Source organism: Halomonas sp. GFAJ-1 (genome assembly GCF_000236625.2).
Taxonomy (GTDB): Bacteria; Pseudomonadota; Gammaproteobacteria; order Pseudomonadales; family Halomonadaceae; genus Vreelandella.
In genome coordinates, this window is sequence record NZ_AHBC01000055.1 from 61,181 (window position 1) to 78,651 (window position 17,471).

Sequence of the window (17,471 nt, forward strand, 5' to 3'; positions counted from 1 at the left end):
CAACCGCTGGCGGCGCTCCCAAAGATTTTTTCGGCTAATGCCAAGCTTTTGTGCCAGTTCTGTTTCACTCATTTGATCCTGGTGCTCTAGCACAAAGTGCTGAAAGTAATCTTCTAGAGAGAGATCGTCCTCTTCGGTAGGCGTTTGGACGTCGTTGCCAACGGGCGCCGGATGGACGGTGGGTGGGGGCGGTTAGTCACTGGCCCTAGGCCAAGATCATCTGGGTGAATCAGGTGCCCTTCAGCCAGAATGACTCCGCGTTCTAGTGCGTTCTCCAACTCCCGTACGTTTCCGGGCCACGGGTAGTCCTGTAAATCTTGGCGCGCTGCCCGCGATAGCCTTAGCCCTTGGCGCTCGTGGCGCTTACAGGCTTTGTCTAGCAGGATATCGGCGATTTTTAGGACGTCTTCTTCGCGCTCACGTAGGGGCGGCAGTTCGATCTGCATCACGTTCAGGCGGTAGTAAAGGTCAAGACGAAACTCGCCGCTTTTTGAGAGTGCGCGTAAATCCCGGTGGGTAGCGGCGATCAGGCGGACATCCACATGGCGGGTTTCGACAGAGCCGATTTTACGAATTTCACCTTCTTGCAGTACGCGTAACAGGCGTGCCTGGGCATCCAACGGTAGCTCTCCAATTTCATCAAGGAAAAGCGTACCGCCGTCGGCGGCTTCCACTAGCCCAGTGCGGGCAGCGCTGGCGCCGGTAAAGGCGCCTTTTTCGTGGCCGAACAGTTCCGACTCAATTAGCGTTTCAGGAATTGCCGCGCAGTTAACGCAGATTAGGGAGGCTTTTGCGCGTTTGCTTTGCTGGTGAATGGCGCGGGCCACTAGCTCTTTGCCGGTACCAGACTCCCCTTGGATCAGCACGGTAACATCTGCCGGTGCGGTTTTGCGGATGCGGGTGTACACCTGCTGCATGGCGGCGCAGTTGCCAATCATGGTCTGGCGCCCACCCCCTTCGTCAGTAATATCCGGCGGGGTGCCTTGCTGCATCGACTGCTTGTGCAGGATACGTTCAACAGTTTCTAACAGCTCGGTGTGATCAAACGGCTTTGCTACGTAGTCCACGGCCCCCTGTTTTAGGGCATCTACGGCAGAGCGCATGCTGGCGTAGCTGGTCATAATAAGCACCGGCGCAGGCGCTGCCGCCGTGATCAGCGTAGTGCCCGGCTCCCCTGGAAGGCGCAGGTCGCTGATGATGAGGTCAAATTCGTTAAGCGGCAGAGCAATTGCTTCTTCAGCGCTGGCGGCTTCGCTCACGGTATAGCCATGGCGGTCGAGTAAGCGTTTTAGAGCGCTGCGAATAATCGCTTCATCTTCAACAATCAGTATCCGGGGCATGGGGTGAAAGATCATCCTGTTGGTAGAGCGGTAGCCAGAGGGTAATGGCGGTGCCGCAAGGCTGGCCGGGAGGTGGCGAGGCCACGTCTATTTTGCCTTGATGTTCGTTAATAATTTGATACGCCAACGATAGTCCAAGCCCAGTGCCTTCACCCGCAGGCTTAGTGGTCGTAAACGGCTCGAAAAGGCGATCTTTAACGCTGGGTGCAATGCCGTGACCATCGTCGCTTACGCGCCACCAGGCATGGCTGGCGTCTGTACCCGCTTCAATGCGGATATTGCCTTGCGGCTGGCAGGCATCCCTGGCGTTACTTAGTAAATTAACCATTACCTGAGTTAAGCGCTGGTCATCGCCGCGTACCACGATATTGCCAGGGCAGTGGTTAGTGAAGATAACATCCTCTCCTGAGCGGGCTAAGTGGATCAAGTGCAAGGCGTCTTCGCTAATAGTCTTAAGTGTCACGGGCGAAGCCGGCAGTGGCACGGTTTGACGCCCGCCGTGAGCAAAGCCTACCAGTGAGTTGACGATTTTAGTAACCCGCTGGGTAAGCTGTTGAATTTGATCCGCGGTTTCCAGTAATGCGGGATCCTCGGTATCGTAGCGCAGGTTTTGTGCCAGCGATGAAATGCCGGTAATGGGATTGCCGATTTCATGGGCAACCCCTGCGGCAAGCTGGCCGATAGAGGCTAGCCGGGCCGCGTGCACCAACTCATCTTCGAGCCACTTCATCTCAGTGTGGTCTTCCACCAGAATAACGCTGCCGCCCCGGCTGTCGTGGCCACTAAGCACCGCTTGATGCAAGGTTAGAAAGTAGTCTCTACCGTGCAATGCTACCGCTTGCTTGTACAGGGGGGTATGGGTGGCGCTAAGCACGCTGCCCAACAGGGTAGGCCAGGGAGCTGGCAGGCTATCTCGGTGGGAGCCAATCACGCTATCACCGCTAATGCCCGAGAGTTTAGAGAGTGCTTGGTTCCACATAAGTAGCTCATCGTCATCCCCCAATACGCATAGCCCGACGGGTAGCTTGGCCAGGGTTTGGCGGTGGTGGCGGCGCAGCCCGTCAAGCTCGCGGGCAAGTCCCGTTAAGCGTGAGCGGTAGGCTTCAAGTCGGCTTTCAACAAAGTGGATGTCATCGGTAAGCGGCGCGTCGTTGTGGCGATAGGGAAGGTAGCGATCAACGATATCCCTGGCTACGGATGGCCCCATTAGGCCGGAGAGGTTGGCCTGAATCCGGTCGCGAAGGCGGCGCAGTGCGTAGGGGCGTCGCTCCTGAGGGGTAAAATTAAGCGCCTTTAGGGCACGCTCAACTTCACGCTCAGCAGCTTCATCCCCCACTGCTTGAGCAAGATGCGCGGTAAAATCACCGGCCGTCGCAGCTTCTAGCGGCAAGCGCTTGGAGCGGATGACAGCATCTACCGAACAGGCTTCAGCCGCTGAACGCTCGCCCTCTGAAGTGCGGGTAAACAGTGATACCAGGATGAGTAGCAAAATATTAACGGCAAGGGACGTTAGTGTGACGTTATACCAGTGTGGCGAATCGGTCGGCAGTGAATGCATGAAAAAAAGCGTTGTCACCGAGATATCAAAAAGCAGTGGCAGCCAAACGCCCGCTAGCCAGACTGAGATACCGCCAATCAATCCTGCCACCATGCCTTTACGATTAGCGCCTGGCCAGTAAAGCAGCGCGAGCATCCCAGGTAGGCATTGGGCCATGCCCACAAAAGCGGTTAATCCAAGGTTAGTGAGTGAGTGGTAGCGGCCAACACTTTCGGCAAATAGCCAGCCCCCGAAAATAACGGCCACCACTAATCCGCGTCTAAGCCAAAGTAGCCAGCCGTATAGATCGTTTTGTGCTTCGGGGGGGCGTGCGACGAGTACCACGTGATTAAGCAGCATGCCGGAAAGCGCCAGCGCAATCATCATCATGGTGCCGCTGGCGGCCGCTAAGCCGCCAATAAACGCCAGCGCCCCGACCCACCAGTGCTCTGTCATGACATAGGCTGCATAAGCGGCCATAGGGACTGACTCATTGGTGGACTGCGCTGCCCACCAAATGAGCGGTACCGGCAGTGCCATCAGCAGTAAAAATAGCGGTAGCGACCAACTGGCCTGCAGCAGCGTATGGCGGGAAAGGCTTTCGGCAAAGGTGATTTGAAAGAGGTGCGGCATCATAAAGGCGGCGGCAAAAAACAGCAGTAGCAACGTGCGCCATTGCGGTGCTTCCAGCTGTGGGGTCGCGGCCTGAGCCGCTGCCCCCGGGCCTTCTAGCCACTGTTGTAAATCTTGTGGGCCATCAAACACCCACCATAGCGCAATAGCGCCTAGCCCAAGCATGGCTAAAAGCTTAATGATGGATTCAAAGGCAATCACGCTAAGCAGCGTATCGTGGCGGTGTCGGTGGCTATGCCGTGCGCCGAACAGCACGGCGCAGCCCGCAATCACGGCGCAGAATAAGAGGGCCACCGCCGCGCTAAAACGGCTATCGGTTAGCAGGTGTATTGTATCGCTAAGGGTTTGTACCTGAATGCCCAGCAGCGGCATTACCGCCAGGAGGCTAAGCAGAGTGACCACAGTGCCGACCCAGCGCGAGCGAAAGCGAAAAGCAAACAGATCGGCCAGTGACGAGAGCTGGTAAGTGCGAGTGATGCGTTGAATAGGCACGAGCAGCACAGGCGCAAGCAAAAAAGCGCCCGCAGCGCCCAGATAGTAGGCTAAATAGCCAAACCCCGCTTTGGAGGCGAACTCAATACTGCCGTAAATGGCCCATGCGCTGGCATAGACGCCTAGCGCCAGGGTATACACCACGGGGTGACGGGTAACGCGTACTGGCACCCAGCCGCGCTCTACGGCCATGCCACAGCTAAACAGGAGCGCGAGGTAGCCAAGGCCTAGAAGCAGTACACCGAGTAACTCAACGCTCATCTAACTTCCTCTTTTGCTCTAGCCACAGCGTTAGCGCAATCAGGCCGCCCCAGATAGCAAACGGTCGGTACCAGGCGATACTGGGGTCGCCCCAGCCGTCCATGAGCAGTGGCGAGAGCAGGTAGCCCCCAAATACAAGAAACAGCATGATGCGATAAACGTACATGTCAGTGCTCCGAGGGTAATGCACGGTGGTGGAAAGGCCTTAACTGCTCAATCGACCAGTGTGCTATTGCCCAGTTTAACTGCGTTTCAGGGGCTTCCTGGGCCAGCTCGGCGGGCGGTGCTTGGTCAAGCGCTTGAAGCGCTTGAAATAGCTGGCGACGAATATCATCATCACGCTCTGCCAACGCGGGGGCCATATTCTGCTTAGAGAGCTTTTGGCCTTCATCCGTCACGATCAGTGGTAGGTGGAGATAGCGCGGTGTCGGTAAGCCAAGTGCTTTTTGTAGTTGGCCTTGCCAAGGGGTGTTGTCCAGCAGATCGTAGCCCCTGACGACATCGCTAATCGCCTGCTCGGCATCGTCCACCACGACGGCAAGCTGGTAGGCCCAGAGGTTGTCTTTACGCTTTAAGACCACGTCGCCCTGTGTGGCGGGATCGAACTGCTGGTGGCCAAATAAGCGGTCGTGCCACGTAATGGGGCGTTTGGCTAAGTCGCTGCGTAGTCGCCAGGCGACGGGCTTGTTGGTCTCGCGCTGCCCGTTGCGGCACCAGCCAGGATAAATCGCGAACGCTTGCCACTGCTTACGTGAGCAGCTGCAGGGGTAGGCCAAGCCCTGCGACATCAAGCAGTCTAATGCGTGCTGATAGGCAGCCTGGCGGCTGTGTTGCCACGTTACCTCTTCGTCCCAGTGCAGGCCAAAGGCTTCAAGCTGGCGCAGAATAGTGCTGTCGGTGCCCGCTGGACAGCGGGGTGGGTCGATGTCCTCAATGCGTACTAGCCACGTTCCCCCCGCTGCTCGGGCATCTAGAAAGCTGCCTAAGGCTGCGACTAACGAGCCAAAGTGGAGAGGCCCTGATGGCGTGGGAGCAAAGCGCCCCCGGTAGCAAGCGGTCTGTATCATGGGTGCCAATAGCAATTTCAATTAAATGACCAATAAAAACGGGCACCCTAAAGGTGCCCGGCTTTTATTGTAGCGTCTAGTGCATTACCGCTGACGACATTAGCCGCCGAGCTGTTTTTCTTTAAGCTCTGCCAGTGTTTTACAATCAACGCACAGCGTTGCCGTGGGGCGAGCTTCAAGGCGACGAATGCCGATTTCTACGCCACACGCTTCACAGAAGCCGTAGTCGTCTTCATCGATTTTGTCGATTGTCTCGTTAATCTTTTTCAGCAACTTACGCTCGCGGTCCCGCGTACGCAGTTCAAGGCTAAAGCCCTCTTCCTGGGTAGCGCGGTCAGCGGGGTCGGCGTAGTTGTTAGCGTCTTCCTGCAGGTGGCGTACAGTACGGTCCACCTCTTCCATGAGATCCTGTTTCCAATCCAGGAGCAGCTGCCGAAAGTGCGCAAGCTGCTTCTCGTTCATATACTCTTCACCCGGCGCTGGCTCGTACGGGGTAAAGGACTTGGACGCTTCCGGTTTCTTTTCCGCTACTGGCATGGGAGTGCCCCTTACGTATGTGACTGCTGATCGACCATGAGCGTGTGTCACGATCTCACGCCAAAGGGATGCTTGTTTAGCTGAAAACTGACCGTGTTGCAAGCATAATGATCGGTCTTATACTAAGGTATTACAGTTTATTTGGCCTCGCCCATGCTTCTCTACTGGGCCTTTATAACTGCGTTTTTATGGACATAAGGTGAAGGAGACACTATGGCCTGGAATTCCCGCGTGAGTCATGTCGCACCCTTTCGCGTGATGCACTTATTGGAGATGGCTCAGGCCCGCGAGGCCCAAGGCCATGATGTGATTCACTTGGAGGTGGGGGAGCCTGATTTTGCGACGCCTGAGCCTGTTGTGGCGGCGGGCCAGCAAGCCCTGGCCACAGGCAAAACACGCTATACACCGGCGGCTGGTTTAGCGACGCTGCGCGAAGCCATTGCAGGCCACTACGCCGAGCACTTCAATGCCAGCGTTGATCCTTCGCGTATTCTGGTAACCCCTGGAGCATCAGGCGCGCTGCTGTTGGCCAGCCAGCTATTGGTAGAAACCGGCGACCGGGTTCTTATGGCTGACCCCAACTATCCCTGTAATCGCCATTTTATGGCCTTGGCAGGGGCGGAGGTGGATGCCATACCGGTAGGTCGCCAGAGCGGCTGGCAGTTGAACGCCCCGCTGATTGAGAAACACTGGCAAGAGAAAACGCGGCTGGCGATGCTGGCAAGCCCGTCGAATCCCACCGGCCACACGCTCGGAGCAGAAGCGCTAACGGCCGTCTTTAAAACGGTAGCGGCCAGAGGTGGCGAGGTCATCGTTGACGAGATTTATCAGGGTTTAAATTACGACGATGCGCCGTTGTCTGCGACATCGCTCTCTGATCAAGCCTTTGTGGTTAACAGCTTTTCAAAATACTTTGGCATGACCGGCTGGCGCTTGGGCTGGCTGGTGGCGCCGGAACATGCGGTAGAGCCGCTAACCCGGTTAGCGCAAAACGTTTTTCTGGCTGCGCCGACGCCTTCCCAACATGCCGCACTTGCCGCCTTTACGCCTGAATGCCGAGACATTCTCGAAACACGCCGTGCAACGCTAAAGCAGCGCCGCCAAGTGCTGCTTGATGGGTTAGCGCAGCTGGGCCTAGCGCCCGATCTTCCTCCTCAAGGGGCATTTTATCTATGGCTAGACATCTCCCGCTATAGCCGAGATAGCCAAGCGTTTTGCGAGCGGTTACTGATAGAGGAAAACGTCGCTATTACCCCTGGCATTGATTTTGCCCTTGAAGGCGGTGAACACCACGTGCGCATTGCCTTCACCAATGATGTGGCGCGGTTAGAGGAGGCTGTGGTGCGGATTGCCCGCTTTGTGAGTCGATTATGATCGCCTATGAGGGGTTAGAGCCCGGCGTACTGCTGCGCCGCTACAAGCGCTTTTTGGCGGATGTACGTTTGGAAAGTGGCCAAGAGGTAGTCGCCCACTGCCCGAATACTGGCTCAATGAAAGCCGTCAATGTGCCGGGCTGTCGGGTGTGGCTTTCGCCCAGCGACAACCCAAAGCGCAAGCTGGCCTGGACCTGGGAGTGGATTGAGTTGCCCCAGTTAGATGGCACCACGGCGCTGGCCTCGGTGCATACCGGGCGGGCAAATCGTATTGTGGAAGCGGCGATTGAGGCAGGCGATATTACGCCACTGGCGGGCTATCAAACGCTCAAGCGGGAAGTGAACGTTGATGATGCTCGGCTCGATTTTCGTCTGGACGACCCAGAACGCGGTGTGGCCTATGTCGAAGTAAAGCAGGTAACGCTGAAAGAAGCCGATGGTCAAGGCTACTTTCCCGACTCGGTAAGCGTTCGAGGTACCAAGCATTTGCATACGCTAACAGCGCTTGCTGAGCAGGGCGAGCGGGCAGTGCTGCTATTTTGCGTCGCCCATGAGGGTATTGCCGATGTAGCACCGGCTGCCCATATCGACCCTGTTTATGCGGCAGCGCTAGCCAAGGCGGTGAAGGCGGGGGTAGAGGTGTTGGCCTATGGCATTACGCTACAGTGGAGCGCCGAAAAACCGGTCGCGGTGCGCTTAACGCGGCGGCTACCGGTTCGGCTGTAGGGCTTACCGCTCGATATAGAAACGCTGGATAAAGTTGACCGATTCAGGCGATTCATTACGGTCGTAGCGCACGTCGAGTTCAAAACGCATGGCCTCGTCATGACGCATGGTGAACGGGGCTAAGTGATAGGTCGCATCCCCGTCGTGCACGGTGCGAAAGCTCAGCGGCTCTTGGGTGCCGGTAAGGCCGCTGACATAACCCTGTATGCCCGCACTCACTGGGCGAGTGCTGCCGTCGTCCCTACGCTCACGTACGCTTACATTAACCAGGCCGCGGTTAGCGCTGCGCTGGATGTTGTGTGCCTGAGCAACGTCCGGTGTCAGGAAGCTAGTGCTTACAGCGCTGTAGTGGATCTCGTAGTCACCTACCTGAACGAACTGCTCAGCGCTGGCGCTGGTAGTGACCATTAGTGTTGCAGCTAAGCTGACGCTGAGTAGTAGGCTGCGCAACATGGCAAGCTCCTCCTGCTATTTTATCTAAGCCGCGCTTAGCGGCGACGTACTCTGAAAATCGCGATTTCACCGAATAAGTTAGGCCACCATTTGGATGTCCAGTGGCCTCGATGGTCGCCAACGCCCACCGCACGGTCAACAATCACTAGCCCTTTTTCCCGGCACAGGTGTTCAAAGTCGTTGAAGGTTGATAAGTGGATGTTAGGGGTGTCGTACCAGGCGTGAGGCAGTGACTTGGAAACCGGCATGTAGCCGCGCAAGCCAAGATGAACGCGGTGACGCCAGTAAGCAAAATTAGGAAACGTAATAATGCCCTCTTCTGCTACCCGTAGCATTTCATCAAGCATTTTATCGGGGCGCCGAAGTGCCTGCAGCGCTTGAGTCATGATGACTTGATCATAGCTGTTATCGCAAAAGCTACCCAGGCCATCATCCAGGTTATGCTCAATCACGTTAACGCCACGGGCAACGCACTGAGTGATGCCTGCTGGGTCGATTTCCAGCCCGTAACCAGTGACGTTTTTTTCCTGCGCCAAACTCTCCAGGAGCTGCCCATCGCCACAGGCTAAGTCTAATACGTGAGCCCCCTGGGGAACCCAGTCGTAAATCAGTTCTAAATCAGCGCGCATTATCGTATCTCCTCTTCAGTCGTTTCATGGATCGCTAGCTCATGGGCAACGCGACCCATAAAGGCGCTGAACAGGGCGTGATAACGCGGTTCGGGGAGTAAAAAAGCATCGTGCCCGTGAGGGGATTCGATATTGGCATAGCTGACGGATTTGCCAGCGCGGGTTAAGGAATCGACTAATTCGCGGGAACGAGACGGCGGAAAGCGCCAGTCGGTGGTAAAGCTAACGATCAAGAAAGGGCATTGAGCAGGGGCTAGCGCGCTGGCTAAGTCGCCTGCATGGGCGGCAGCGGGGTCAAAGTAATCCAACGCCTTGGTCATTAACAGGTAGGTGTTGGCGTCAAAAGCGGTAGAGAAAGTATCGCCCTGATAGCGCAGATAGGACTCCACCTGAAACTCAACATCAAAGCCAAAATTCAGATCATTACTGCGCAGGTCGCGGCCAAACTTGCTACCCATGGCGTCTTCTGAGAGATAGGTGATATGCCCCACCATACGCGCCAGTTTTAAGCCCCGCTTAGGTACAGTGTCGTGTTCGGCATACCAGCCGTCGAAAAACTCAGGGTCCGAGCGAATCGCTTGCCGGGCAACCTCGTTAAAGGCGATATTTTGTGCAGACAGCCGCGGCGTCGCCGCAATTACCACGGCGTTGGCAATGCGTTCTGGGTAGGTAATCGCCCACTGCAGCACCTGCATGCCGCCTAGGCTGCCACCCACCGCCGCTGCCCAGCGCTTAATGCCAAGGCGGTCGGCTAGGCGCGCTTGGCTGGCTACCCAGTCGCTGACGGTGACCATAGGGAAGTCTGGCCCCCATTGGCGGCCCGTTTCCGGGTTATGGCTCACCGGCCCCGTACTGCCATGGCAGCCGCCTAAGTTATTAAGCGACACCACAAAAAAGCGGTTGGTGTCGATGGATTTTCCAGGGCCAATGTGAGCATCCCACCAGCCAGGTTTACGGTCATCGGTGCTGTGGTATCCCGCTGCATGGTGATGGCCTGAGAGTGCATGGCAAATTAATACCGCGTTAGTGCGTTCGGCGTTCAGCGTGCCGTAAGTCTCATAAATAAGCTCGTATTCTGGCAACACCTTGCCGCAGGCAAGCGACAACGGCGTGTCGAACTTGGCGACGTGGGGCGTGATAAGGCCAACAGAGTCTGCTGGCCGCTCGCTAAACGCGAGAGTGTCTGAATCAGGCATCGAAAGCGCTAGTCCTGCAAAAATAAGTCCTGCTGAAAATAAGTCCTGCTGAACTTGGCGTTAAAATTAAAGGCCTACCAATGACCCTGGCATGCCAGCAGCGCGTATTAATGACCCCACCACTAAGCCATCTATAATGTTAATGGCGATGAATACGATGATCGGCGATAGGTCAATCATTCCCAGAGGCGGAATAACTTTGCGCACAGGCGCCATAATGGGCTCAACCAGCTGCATTACCAGTAGTGCGCCAGGGTGGCTAGCGTTGGGCGCTACCCAGCTCAGGATGATCATTACGATCATGGCAAAGAAGTAAATCTTCAAAATAGCATTTGCCAGCGCGGCAACGCCTGCAATTAACACCCCTGGGATGGGCGGCATACCCATACCAATCACCATGAAGATGGCAATAATGCTGGCTACTTTAAGCACAAAGCCTGCCGCCAGCGTTGCCAAATCAAAGCGCCCGCCCACCGGGCCTAAAAAGCCTTGGAATAGGCCAACAACCGGCTGGGTTATTTTGACTACCGACTGGCTAAGCGGGTTGTAGTAGTCCGCTCGCGATGCCTGCAGTAGAAAGCGCAGCATCAGTAAGAATAAATAAATGTTGATCAGGGTGTTCACTAGCATTAACCCGGCACTACCCACTTGGTTGCCCATGGCTGCGTCTCCGTTGCGTTAAATTTTGCTTAGCTTGCGCTGAGTTCCTTGGCCATTGCCTCGGCGCGGTCGGCGCAGGCTTGCATGGCATCGGCAATGGTGGTGCGCAGCTGCGCATCTTCCATGTGTTGTATGGCGCGTTCGGTAGTGCCCCCCGGCGACATCACATTTTGTTTAAGCGTGGCGGGGTCTTTGTCACTCTGCTGCGCCATAGTGGCAGCACCTAAAGCAGTTTGGATGGCTAGGCGTCGTGCAGTGGCAGCAGGCAGGCCAAGCTTGACGGCGGCTTCTTCCATCGCCTCAAACATTAAAAAGAAGTAGGCCGGCGCGCTACCAGAGACAGCGGTGACCGCATCCAGCAGGTGTTCATCTTCCACCCACTCGACAATGCCAACCGCTTCCATAAGTTGGGTAGCCAGCGTGCGCTGGGCATCGCTAACAGCCTTGTTGGCGTACAGGCCGCTTGCGCCTATGCCGACGAGCGACGGAGTGTTGGGCATGCAGCGCACCAGCGCAGTGTTTCCGCCTAGCCATTGGTTAATAGTGTCGGCATCAAGGCCAGCGGCAATTGAAATAACCAGTGGAGCTTGCTGTTGCACGCTTTCGCTCATGGCGTCACAAACGTTGCGCATAATTTGCGGTTTAACTGCGAGTACGACCACATCGGCATCTTTAACCGCAGCGTTATTATCGGTCTGGGTATTTACCCCTAGGCGCTGCTTTAATGAGGCAAGCTCGCTCTCGTTAGGTGCTGTTGCGGTAATGTCTGAAGGGGCAACGCCGCTTTCGATAAGGCCGCCGATAATGGCTCCGGCCATATTGCCTGCGCCAATGAAGGTGATCTTGCTCGCCATAGGGGTATCCTGTGTTGAAAAGGGGCCGCACTCAGCGGCAATGTTTGTAAGAGTAACGGTTGGTACCATCAGAGTGCACTAAGCGCTTCACCGGGCACCAAAAATAGCCGTTCCTAAGCGTACCAGAGTGGCGCCCTCTAAAATGGCCGCTTCTAGATCATCGCTCATTCCCATGGAGAGCGTGTCCAGAGGCGTCTCTGGCAGCGCGGATTGCAGTTCTATGAGGAGTTGGTGCAGCTCCGCAAAGGGTGCCCGTTGCGCAGAGAGGCTATCAGCGGGGGCGGGAATTGCCATTAAGCCTCGTAGCTGAAGCCGTGGTAGCGCAGCAACCTCATGAGCCAGTGCTGCGACCTCTTCGGGCATAACGCCTGATTTAGACGCCTCACGGCTGATATTAACCTGTAGGCAGATATTGAGCGGTGCGAGATGCTCTGGACGCTGTTCACTTAAGCGCTTGGCGATTTTTAAGCGCTCGACGCTATGCATCCAGGCAAAGTTTTCTGCCACTGACCGAGTTTTATTGGACTGTAATGGGCCGATGAAATGCCACACGATATCGTCTAAGTCGGCTAGCTCGGCCTGTTTTTCCAGCGCTTCTTGGAGGTAGTTTTCACCAAACTCCCGCTGACCAAGCTGCCAAGCCTGCCGGATCAGTGAGGCCGGTTTGGTTTTGCTCACCGCTAGCAATGCCGCACTGTTAAGCAGGCGGTCAGCGTTTTTTAGCGCCCGGTGCAGACGCTCACGCGCAGTGGCGAGTGACTCGGGGAGTGCGATGTCTGTCATACTCAAGCACCTTACCGCAGCTGGGAAAAGAGAGATGGATATTACCGAACTGCTGGCATTCTCGGCAAAGCAGAATGCATCGGACCTGCACCTTTCTGCGGGTTTGCCGCCCATGATACGTGTTGATGGCGATATTCGTCGGCTTAATGTACCGGCGATGGATAACAGCGAAGTCCGGCGGTTGATCTACGACATCATGAACGATCAGCAGCGCCGCGACTACGAAGAACACTTGGAAACCGACTTCTCTTTTGACGTGCCAGGAGTGGCGCGTTTTCGGGTCAATGCGTTTAACCAGGCGCGAGGTGCTGGGGCGGTTTTTCGTACTATCCCTAATGAAGTGCTTTCGATGCAGGCCCTGGGCCTAGGCGAGGTGTTCGAGCGCTTAGCCATGCTGCCCCGTGGCTTGGTACTGGTTACCGGGCCAACAGGGTCGGGTAAAAGCACCACGCTTGCCGCGATGATTGACTACATCAACGACCACCGCTTTGAGCATATTTTAACGATTGAAGACCCGGTGGAGTTTGTTCATGCCAGTAAGCGTTGCCTGATCAATCAGCGCGAAGTGCACCGGGACACGCGTAGTTTCAACAGCGCATTACGCAGCGCCCTGCGTGAAGACCCGGACGTTATTTTAGTAGGTGAGCTGCGCGACCTCGAAACAATGCGCTTAGCGCTAACCGCTGCTGAAACAGGCCATCTAGTATTTGGAACCCTGCATACTACTTCTGCAGCAAAGACCATCGACCGAATTATTGATGTCTTCCCAGGGGAAGAGAAATCCATGGTGCGCTCAATGCTGTCGGAGTCGCTACAGGCCGTTGTGTCGCAAACGTTGCTAAAACGCCAAGGCGGCGGGCGCGTAGCGGCTCACGAAATATTGATTGCCACCGCCGCTGTTCGCAATTTAATCCGTGGAGATAAAGTGGCACAGATTTATTCGGCCATTCAAACCGGCGGAAACTTGGGCATGCAAACCTTAAACGCGTCGCTTGCAAGGCTAGTAAAAGAGGGCGCGGTGAGTATGGAAGACGCTCAGGCGCGGGCAAAAGGCACGCTTTCACTGGGGGATGAATAAGTAATGAGCGAGCCCAAAAGCGGTATGACGGCCTCCCAGTGGTTGCATCAGTTGCTGGCTATTATGGTTGAGCAGCAGGCGTCCGACCTGCTGATTTCGGTCGGCGCGCCGGCAAGCTTAAAAACGCCCCAGGGGTTAGTGCCCCTGGGGCGGCAGCCGCTTTCCTCAAGCCAAGTGCGCAGCCTGGTGGTCAATGCGATACCCGATATGCAGCGTGAGCGGTTTGCGTTAGAGCACGAGGCGAATTTCGCCATAAGCCTTGAGCAAAAAGGCCGCTTTCGGGTCAGCGCTTTTCAGCAGCGTAATGAGCCTGCCATGGTGGTGCGCCGCATTGCTCAAGAAATTCCCACACTCACGGCACTGGGTGTGCCCAGTCAGCTCGCTGAACTCGCTAACGCCAAGCGCGGGCTGGTACTGGTGGTGGGAGGAACGGGCACGGGTAAATCGACCACGCTAGCAGCCATGATTCAAGAGCGTAACGTCTCGGTGGGTGGGCATATCATCACCATCGAAGACCCTATTGAGTATTTGCATCCGCACCAGCGCGGTATCGTCAATCAGCGCGAGGTGGGGGTAGATACAGAGTCGTTTGAAGTGGCGCTCAAGAATACGCTTCGCCAGGCGCCCGACGTGATTCTGATTGGTGAGGTGCGCACCCGGGAAACGATGGAGCACGCGCTGACCTTTGCTGAAACAGGGCATCTTTGCCTTGCCACGCTACACGCTAACAATGCTAATCAAGCGTTGGAGCGCATTCTCCACTTCTTTCCTCACGAAAGGCATGAGCAAATACGGATGGACTTATCGCTCAACCTTCGTGCGGTGGTGGCGCAGCAGTTGTTGCCTACTCAGCAGGGCGGTCGCTGTGCGGCCATTGAGATTATGCTTTCGTCACCGCGCGTGGTGGATCTGATACGCAAAGGCCGCATCGACGAGTTGAAGTCGGCCATGGCAGCGTCCCGAGACGCAGGCATGCAAACCTTCGACCAAGCGCTCTACGCGCTCTATCAAGCGGAGCAAATCAGCCAGCAGGTAGCGTTGGCCCATGCCGACTCGGCAAACGATTTACGACTGATGATTAAGCATGGCGACGCGGCTGCCAGCGGCACACCGTTGGCAGCGCAGATATCTCCCCATTTGGCGCTGCGTGATGGGGATGATTACTGATGCTCAAAACGGGTAACGCAACCTTAACGCGCATACACGCCGCCCAGTACTCGCGGGCCGCTGGCGCCGGTAACGGATGGTAAGTTGCCCGGCAAATGGTTCAGGCGCTGGTGGGCAAGCCAGGCAAAGGCGCCGGCTTCAATCCAGTCCTCTGGCCAGCCGTACGCGCTGGGTGACGTAAGGGCTGCGTTAGGTAAGTGATACGCGAGCCGCTTCATTAAATACGAATTATGCGCTCCCCCTCCGCCTGTAATTAATGTGGTGCGTTGGCGGCTTAGCGGCAGCTGCTGAATACCCTGTGCAACGCTCACGGCGGTAAGCTCTGCCAGCGTTGCCTGCACATCTTGAGGCGCTTCGTTTCCAGTTAGCTGGTTTTCCAGCCACGGTAAATGAAATAGCTCTCGGCCAGTGCTGCGCGGCGGCGGCTGATGGAAGAAAGGTTCTTGAAGCAAGCGTTCCAAGAGGACGTTATCGACGTTGCCGCTGGCGGCCCAGTTGCCGTTGTCATCAAAGCGCCCTGGGTGGTGCTTTGCGAACCATGCATCTAGCAGTACATTCGCCGGTCCTGTATCAAAACCGACCACGGGCTTGGCAGAGTCGCTGGGTAGCCACGTTATATTGGCAAAGCCACCTAGGTTTAAAATCAACTGCTCACCCGCTTGGCGACCAAAGAGTGCTTGATGGAACGCGGGAGCGAGCGGCGCGGCCTGACCGCCTGCGGCTAAATCGCGGCGGCGAAAGTCAGCCACAACGGTACAGTCGGTTAATTCTGCTAAAAGGCTTGGGTTATCAAGCTGTAGTGTGTAGGCAGGGCCGCCATGATGGCCATGGGGGGCGTGCTCTATGGTTTGCCCATGGCTGCCAACGGCGCTGACTTGGTCGGGCGACATGCTTTGCTGGGCCAGTAGTGCTTTCACGGCGTTTGCTTGAAGTTGACAAAACGCAGCTTCTGCCTCTGCTAATTTGGCAAAACTCACGTGCTCTGCGTGACACAGCGTTAGCAGCAACGATCGCAATGTTTCTGGCATAGGTGCTGCATGGGTACCCATCAACTTAGGCTGTGAGTCGGGTGCGATGGCGACGAGGGCCGCATCAACACCATCCAAGCTAGTGCCTGACATCAAGCCAATATAGTAACGCGGCGAAGCAACGGGTGTTTTCATAAAGTGACTCATTTGAAACGATTTGAAGGCTCAACCAAGACCGTTGGGCATGGTAACATCGTCGGCTATTTATCATCTGGCGGCTCTTAAAAGAGCGCGCATTTTGTGGAGAGAGGCAATGAGTGAGGTGGATCAGACGCTAGCGCTGCTAGCGCGGGGTACGCACGAAATCCTGGTTGAGGACGAGCTGAAGAAGAAGCTGGCCTCTGGCCGTAAGCTGCGTATTAAGGCTGGCTTTGACCCCACCGCACCTGATCTACACCTGGGGCACAGTGTCTTATTGACCAAAATGCGCCAGTTCCAAGATCTGGGGCATACGGTTATCTTCCTCATTGGTGACTTTACGGGGCGCATTGGCGACCCTACCGGTAAAAACGTAACGCGTAAGCCGCTGACCGAAGCCGATGTAAAAGCCAACGCGGAAACGTATAAAGAGCAGGTGTTTAAAATCCTCGACCCTGAGAAAACCGAGGTGCGTTTTAATGCTGAATGGTTTGGTGAACTTACTGCCGCCAAAATGATTGAGTTAGCGGCGCAGAGCACTGTGGCTCGGATGCTTGAGCGCGATGATTTTGAAAAGCGCTATAAAGCTAATCAGCCAATTGCCATTCATGAATTTCTCTACCCCCTCGTGCAAGGCTACGACTCAGTGGCCCTTGAGGCAGACGTGGAGCTGGGTGGTACTGACCAGAAATTCAACCTACTCATGGGCCGCGAAATTCAAAAGCACTTTGGTCAAGAGCCGCAGGTCGTTATTACCATGCCGCTGCTTGAAGGCTTGGACGGCGTGCAGAAGATGTCCAAGTCATTGGGCAACTATGTCGGTGTCGATGAAACGCCAGGGTCGATGTTCAATAAGCTCGTCTCTATGCCTGACAGTTTGATGTGGCGCTACTTCGAGCTGCTCTCTTTGAAATCCAACGAAGAGATAGAAACGCTTAAGCAGAGTGTCGAGCAGGGGGCGAACCCTCGTGATGTGAAAATGGAGCTGGCCCGCGAGCTAATTGCCCGCTATCACGGTGATGAAGCCGCTGCGAATGCCCACAAGTCGGCGGGTAACCAACTGGCTGACGGTGAATTGCCGGAAGACCTGCCTGAGGTAGAAGTAGATTTCGAAGGTAGTGAGCAGGCACCCATTGCAGCAGTGCTCAACCGCTCTGGCCTCACCAAGAACAGCGCTCAGGCCAAAGACATGCTGAAAAACGGCAGTGTCAAAGTGGATGGCGAGGTGGTTGCTCAAGACACAATGTTGGCGACTAATAAGGTGTACGTTATCCAGGCAGGCAAGAAGCGTTACGCCCGTGTGACGCTTATTTGAACTTTTTGATAATTTTTCTCTCTAAAGCCCTTGCCAAGTCGGCAGCGAATCCGTAAAGTACGCATCCGCTGCCGGGGACGCCAAGCGTTACCAGCGGTGAATGAAGGTGAAAACCTTCGGTTTGTCAGTAGGTTAGAGCGGTTGTATGGCTCGCCTCGTTCGCTGAATCCAGTCATTGAAAATAGCGGTTGACAACCACCAGGA

At 55.8% G+C, this 17,471-nt stretch carries 17 protein-coding genes; 5 read left to right on the top strand and 12 right to left on the bottom strand.

Translation table 11 applies throughout. The features are described from left to right. Nucleotides 1–113: 113 nt before the first annotated feature. The 5 genes from MOY_RS15125 to dksA form a co-directional block, all read right to left on the bottom strand. Nucleotides 114–1,340: a sigma-54-dependent transcriptional regulator gene (locus MOY_RS15125; protein WP_328287048.1), complete on the bottom strand. Its 1,227-nt coding sequence runs from the start codon at nt 1,338–1,340 to the stop codon at nt 114–116. Next, on the bottom strand, nt 1,318–4,263 hold the full coding sequence (locus MOY_RS15130; protein ID WP_009101433.1) for an ATP-binding protein: 2,946 nt from the start codon (nt 4,261–4,263) through the stop codon (nt 1,318–1,320). The genes MOY_RS15125 and MOY_RS15130 overlap by 23 nt, the downstream gene beginning before the upstream one ends. Further along, nucleotides 4,253–4,429: a hypothetical protein gene (locus tag MOY_RS17380; RefSeq protein WP_009101435.1), complete on the bottom strand. Its 177-nt coding sequence runs from the start codon at nt 4,427–4,429 to the stop codon at nt 4,253–4,255. Before MOY_RS17380 ends, MOY_RS15130 begins: the two co-directional genes overlap by 11 nt. A gap of 1 nt (nt 4,430) precedes the next feature. Then, complete coding sequence (gene gluQRS / locus MOY_RS15140) at nt 4,431–5,330, bottom strand: tRNA glutamyl-Q(34) synthetase GluQRS (protein ID WP_009101438.1); 900 nt, start codon at nt 5,328–5,330, stop codon at nt 4,431–4,433. 99 nt (nt 5,331–5,429) lie between these two features. Continuing rightward, nucleotides 5,430–5,867, bottom strand: coding sequence for an RNA polymerase-binding protein DksA (gene dksA / locus MOY_RS15145; RefSeq protein ID WP_009101440.1), 438 nt, complete (start codon nt 5,865–5,867; stop codon nt 5,430–5,432). A 213-nt stretch (nt 5,868–6,080) separates the two neighbouring features. Between dksA and MOY_RS15150 the strand changes: the two genes are divergently transcribed. Then, nucleotides 6,081–7,241 carry an aminotransferase class I/II-fold pyridoxal phosphate-dependent enzyme gene (locus MOY_RS15150; protein ID WP_009101442.1) on the top strand — a complete coding sequence of 387 codons (1,161 nt, stop codon included), beginning with the start codon at nt 6,081–6,083 and terminating at the stop codon, nt 7,239–7,241. After that, complete coding sequence (sfsA, locus tag MOY_RS15155; protein WP_009101444.1) at nt 7,238–7,966, top strand: DNA/RNA nuclease SfsA; 729 nt, start codon at nt 7,238–7,240, stop codon at nt 7,964–7,966. The genes MOY_RS15150 and sfsA overlap by 4 nt, the downstream gene beginning before the upstream one ends. A 3-nt stretch (nt 7,967–7,969) precedes the next feature. Here sfsA and MOY_RS15160 read toward each other — a convergent pair whose 3' ends face one another. The 6 genes from MOY_RS15160 to MOY_RS15185 form a co-directional block, all read right to left on the bottom strand. Then, nucleotides 7,970–8,419 carry a DUF4426 domain-containing protein gene (locus tag MOY_RS15160; RefSeq protein ID WP_009101446.1) on the bottom strand — a complete coding sequence of 150 codons (450 nt, stop codon included), beginning with the start codon at nt 8,417–8,419 and terminating at the stop codon, nt 7,970–7,972. 35 nt (nt 8,420–8,454) lie between these two features. Beyond that, on the bottom strand, nt 8,455–9,048 hold the full coding sequence (gene metW, locus MOY_RS15165; RefSeq protein WP_009101448.1) for a methionine biosynthesis protein MetW: 594 nt from the start codon (nt 9,046–9,048) through the stop codon (nt 8,455–8,457). Beyond that, nucleotides 9,048–10,244, bottom strand: a complete 1,197-nt coding sequence (gene metX, locus MOY_RS15170) for a homoserine O-succinyltransferase MetX (RefSeq protein WP_009101450.1) — start codon at nt 10,242–10,244, stop codon at nt 9,048–9,050. Before metX ends, metW begins: the two co-directional genes overlap by 1 nt. Before the next feature lie 66 nt (nt 10,245–10,310). Further along, the gene (locus tag MOY_RS15175) at nt 10,311–10,904 is read right to left on the bottom strand and encodes a YggT family protein (protein ID WP_009101452.1); all 594 of its coding nucleotides are present in this window, start codon (nt 10,902–10,904) and stop codon (nt 10,311–10,313) included. Nucleotides 10,905–10,933: 29 nt separating this feature from the next. Further along, complete coding sequence (proC, locus tag MOY_RS15180) at nt 10,934–11,758, bottom strand: pyrroline-5-carboxylate reductase (protein ID WP_009101454.1); 825 nt, start codon at nt 11,756–11,758, stop codon at nt 10,934–10,936. An 87-nt stretch (nt 11,759–11,845) separates the two neighbouring features. Beyond that, on the bottom strand, nt 11,846–12,541 hold the full coding sequence (locus MOY_RS15185; RefSeq protein WP_009101456.1) for a YggS family pyridoxal phosphate-dependent enzyme: 696 nt from the start codon (nt 12,539–12,541) through the stop codon (nt 11,846–11,848). A gap of 34 nt (nt 12,542–12,575) precedes the next feature. On the opposite strand from MOY_RS15185, the gene MOY_RS15190 reads away from it, so the two are divergent. Next, nucleotides 12,576–13,619 (top strand): type IV pilus twitching motility protein PilT, encoded by a 1,044-nt coding sequence (locus MOY_RS15190; protein ID WP_009101459.1) that lies wholly within the window; start codon nt 12,576–12,578, stop codon nt 13,617–13,619. A 3-nt stretch (nt 13,620–13,622) separates the two neighbouring features. Beyond that, nucleotides 13,623–14,786, top strand: a complete 1,164-nt coding sequence (locus tag MOY_RS15195) for a PilT/PilU family type 4a pilus ATPase (RefSeq protein WP_009101461.1) — start codon at nt 13,623–13,625, stop codon at nt 14,784–14,786. 23 nt (nt 14,787–14,809) lie between these two features. On the opposite strand, the gene MOY_RS15200 is transcribed toward MOY_RS15195, so the two are convergent. Then, the gene (locus MOY_RS15200; protein ID WP_009101464.1) at nt 14,810–15,949 is read right to left on the bottom strand and encodes an anhydro-N-acetylmuramic acid kinase; all 1,140 of its coding nucleotides are present in this window, start codon (nt 15,947–15,949) and stop codon (nt 14,810–14,812) included. A gap of 118 nt (nt 15,950–16,067) precedes the next feature. Between MOY_RS15200 and tyrS the strand changes: the two genes are divergently transcribed. Then, nucleotides 16,068–17,267 carry a tyrosine--tRNA ligase gene (gene tyrS, locus MOY_RS15205; RefSeq protein WP_009101466.1) on the top strand — a complete coding sequence of 400 codons (1,200 nt, stop codon included), beginning with the start codon at nt 16,068–16,070 and terminating at the stop codon, nt 17,265–17,267. Nucleotides 17,268–17,471 lie beyond the last annotated feature (204 nt).

What these genes read in the sequence shown, in the direction of transcription:
- MOY_RS15125 (WP_328287048.1), bottom strand. Translation starts at nt 1,340, where the DNA reads ATGCCCCGGATACTGATTGTTGAAGATGAAGCGATTATTCGCAGCGCT.
- MOY_RS15130 (WP_009101433.1), bottom strand. Translation starts at nt 4,263, where the DNA reads ATGAGCGTTGAGTTACTCGGTGTACTGCTTCTAGGCCTTGGCTACCTC.
- MOY_RS17380 (WP_009101435.1), bottom strand. Translation starts at nt 4,429, where the DNA reads ATGTACGTTTATCGCATCATGCTGTTTCTTGTATTTGGGGGCTACCTG.
- gluQRS (WP_009101438.1), bottom strand. Translation starts at nt 5,330, where the DNA reads ATGATACAGACCGCTTGCTACCGGGGGCGCTTTGCTCCCACGCCATCA.
- dksA (WP_009101440.1), bottom strand. Translation starts at nt 5,867, where the DNA reads ATGCCAGTAGCGGAAAAGAAACCGGAAGCGTCCAAGTCCTTTACCCCG.
- MOY_RS15150 (WP_009101442.1), top strand. Translation starts at nt 6,081, where the DNA reads ATGGCCTGGAATTCCCGCGTGAGTCATGTCGCACCCTTTCGCGTGATG.
- sfsA (WP_009101444.1), top strand. Translation starts at nt 7,238, where the DNA reads ATGATCGCCTATGAGGGGTTAGAGCCCGGCGTACTGCTGCGCCGCTAC.
- MOY_RS15160 (WP_009101446.1), bottom strand. Translation starts at nt 8,419, where the DNA reads ATGTTGCGCAGCCTACTACTCAGCGTCAGCTTAGCTGCAACACTAATG.
- metW (WP_009101448.1), bottom strand. Translation starts at nt 9,048, where the DNA reads ATGCGCGCTGATTTAGAACTGATTTACGACTGGGTTCCCCAGGGGGCT.
- metX (WP_009101450.1), bottom strand. Translation starts at nt 10,244, where the DNA reads ATGCCTGATTCAGACACTCTCGCGTTTAGCGAGCGGCCAGCAGACTCT.
- MOY_RS15175 (WP_009101452.1), bottom strand. Translation starts at nt 10,904, where the DNA reads ATGGGCAACCAAGTGGGTAGTGCCGGGTTAATGCTAGTGAACACCCTG.
- proC (WP_009101454.1), bottom strand. Translation starts at nt 11,758, where the DNA reads ATGGCGAGCAAGATCACCTTCATTGGCGCAGGCAATATGGCCGGAGCC.
- MOY_RS15185 (WP_009101456.1), bottom strand. Translation starts at nt 12,541, where the DNA reads ATGACAGACATCGCACTCCCCGAGTCACTCGCCACTGCGCGTGAGCGT.
- MOY_RS15190 (WP_009101459.1), top strand. Translation starts at nt 12,576, where the DNA reads ATGGATATTACCGAACTGCTGGCATTCTCGGCAAAGCAGAATGCATCG.
- MOY_RS15195 (WP_009101461.1), top strand. Translation starts at nt 13,623, where the DNA reads ATGAGCGAGCCCAAAAGCGGTATGACGGCCTCCCAGTGGTTGCATCAG.
- MOY_RS15200 (WP_009101464.1), bottom strand. Translation starts at nt 15,949, where the DNA reads ATGAAAACACCCGTTGCTTCGCCGCGTTACTATATTGGCTTGATGTCA.
- tyrS (WP_009101466.1), top strand. Translation starts at nt 16,068, where the DNA reads ATGAGTGAGGTGGATCAGACGCTAGCGCTGCTAGCGCGGGGTACGCAC.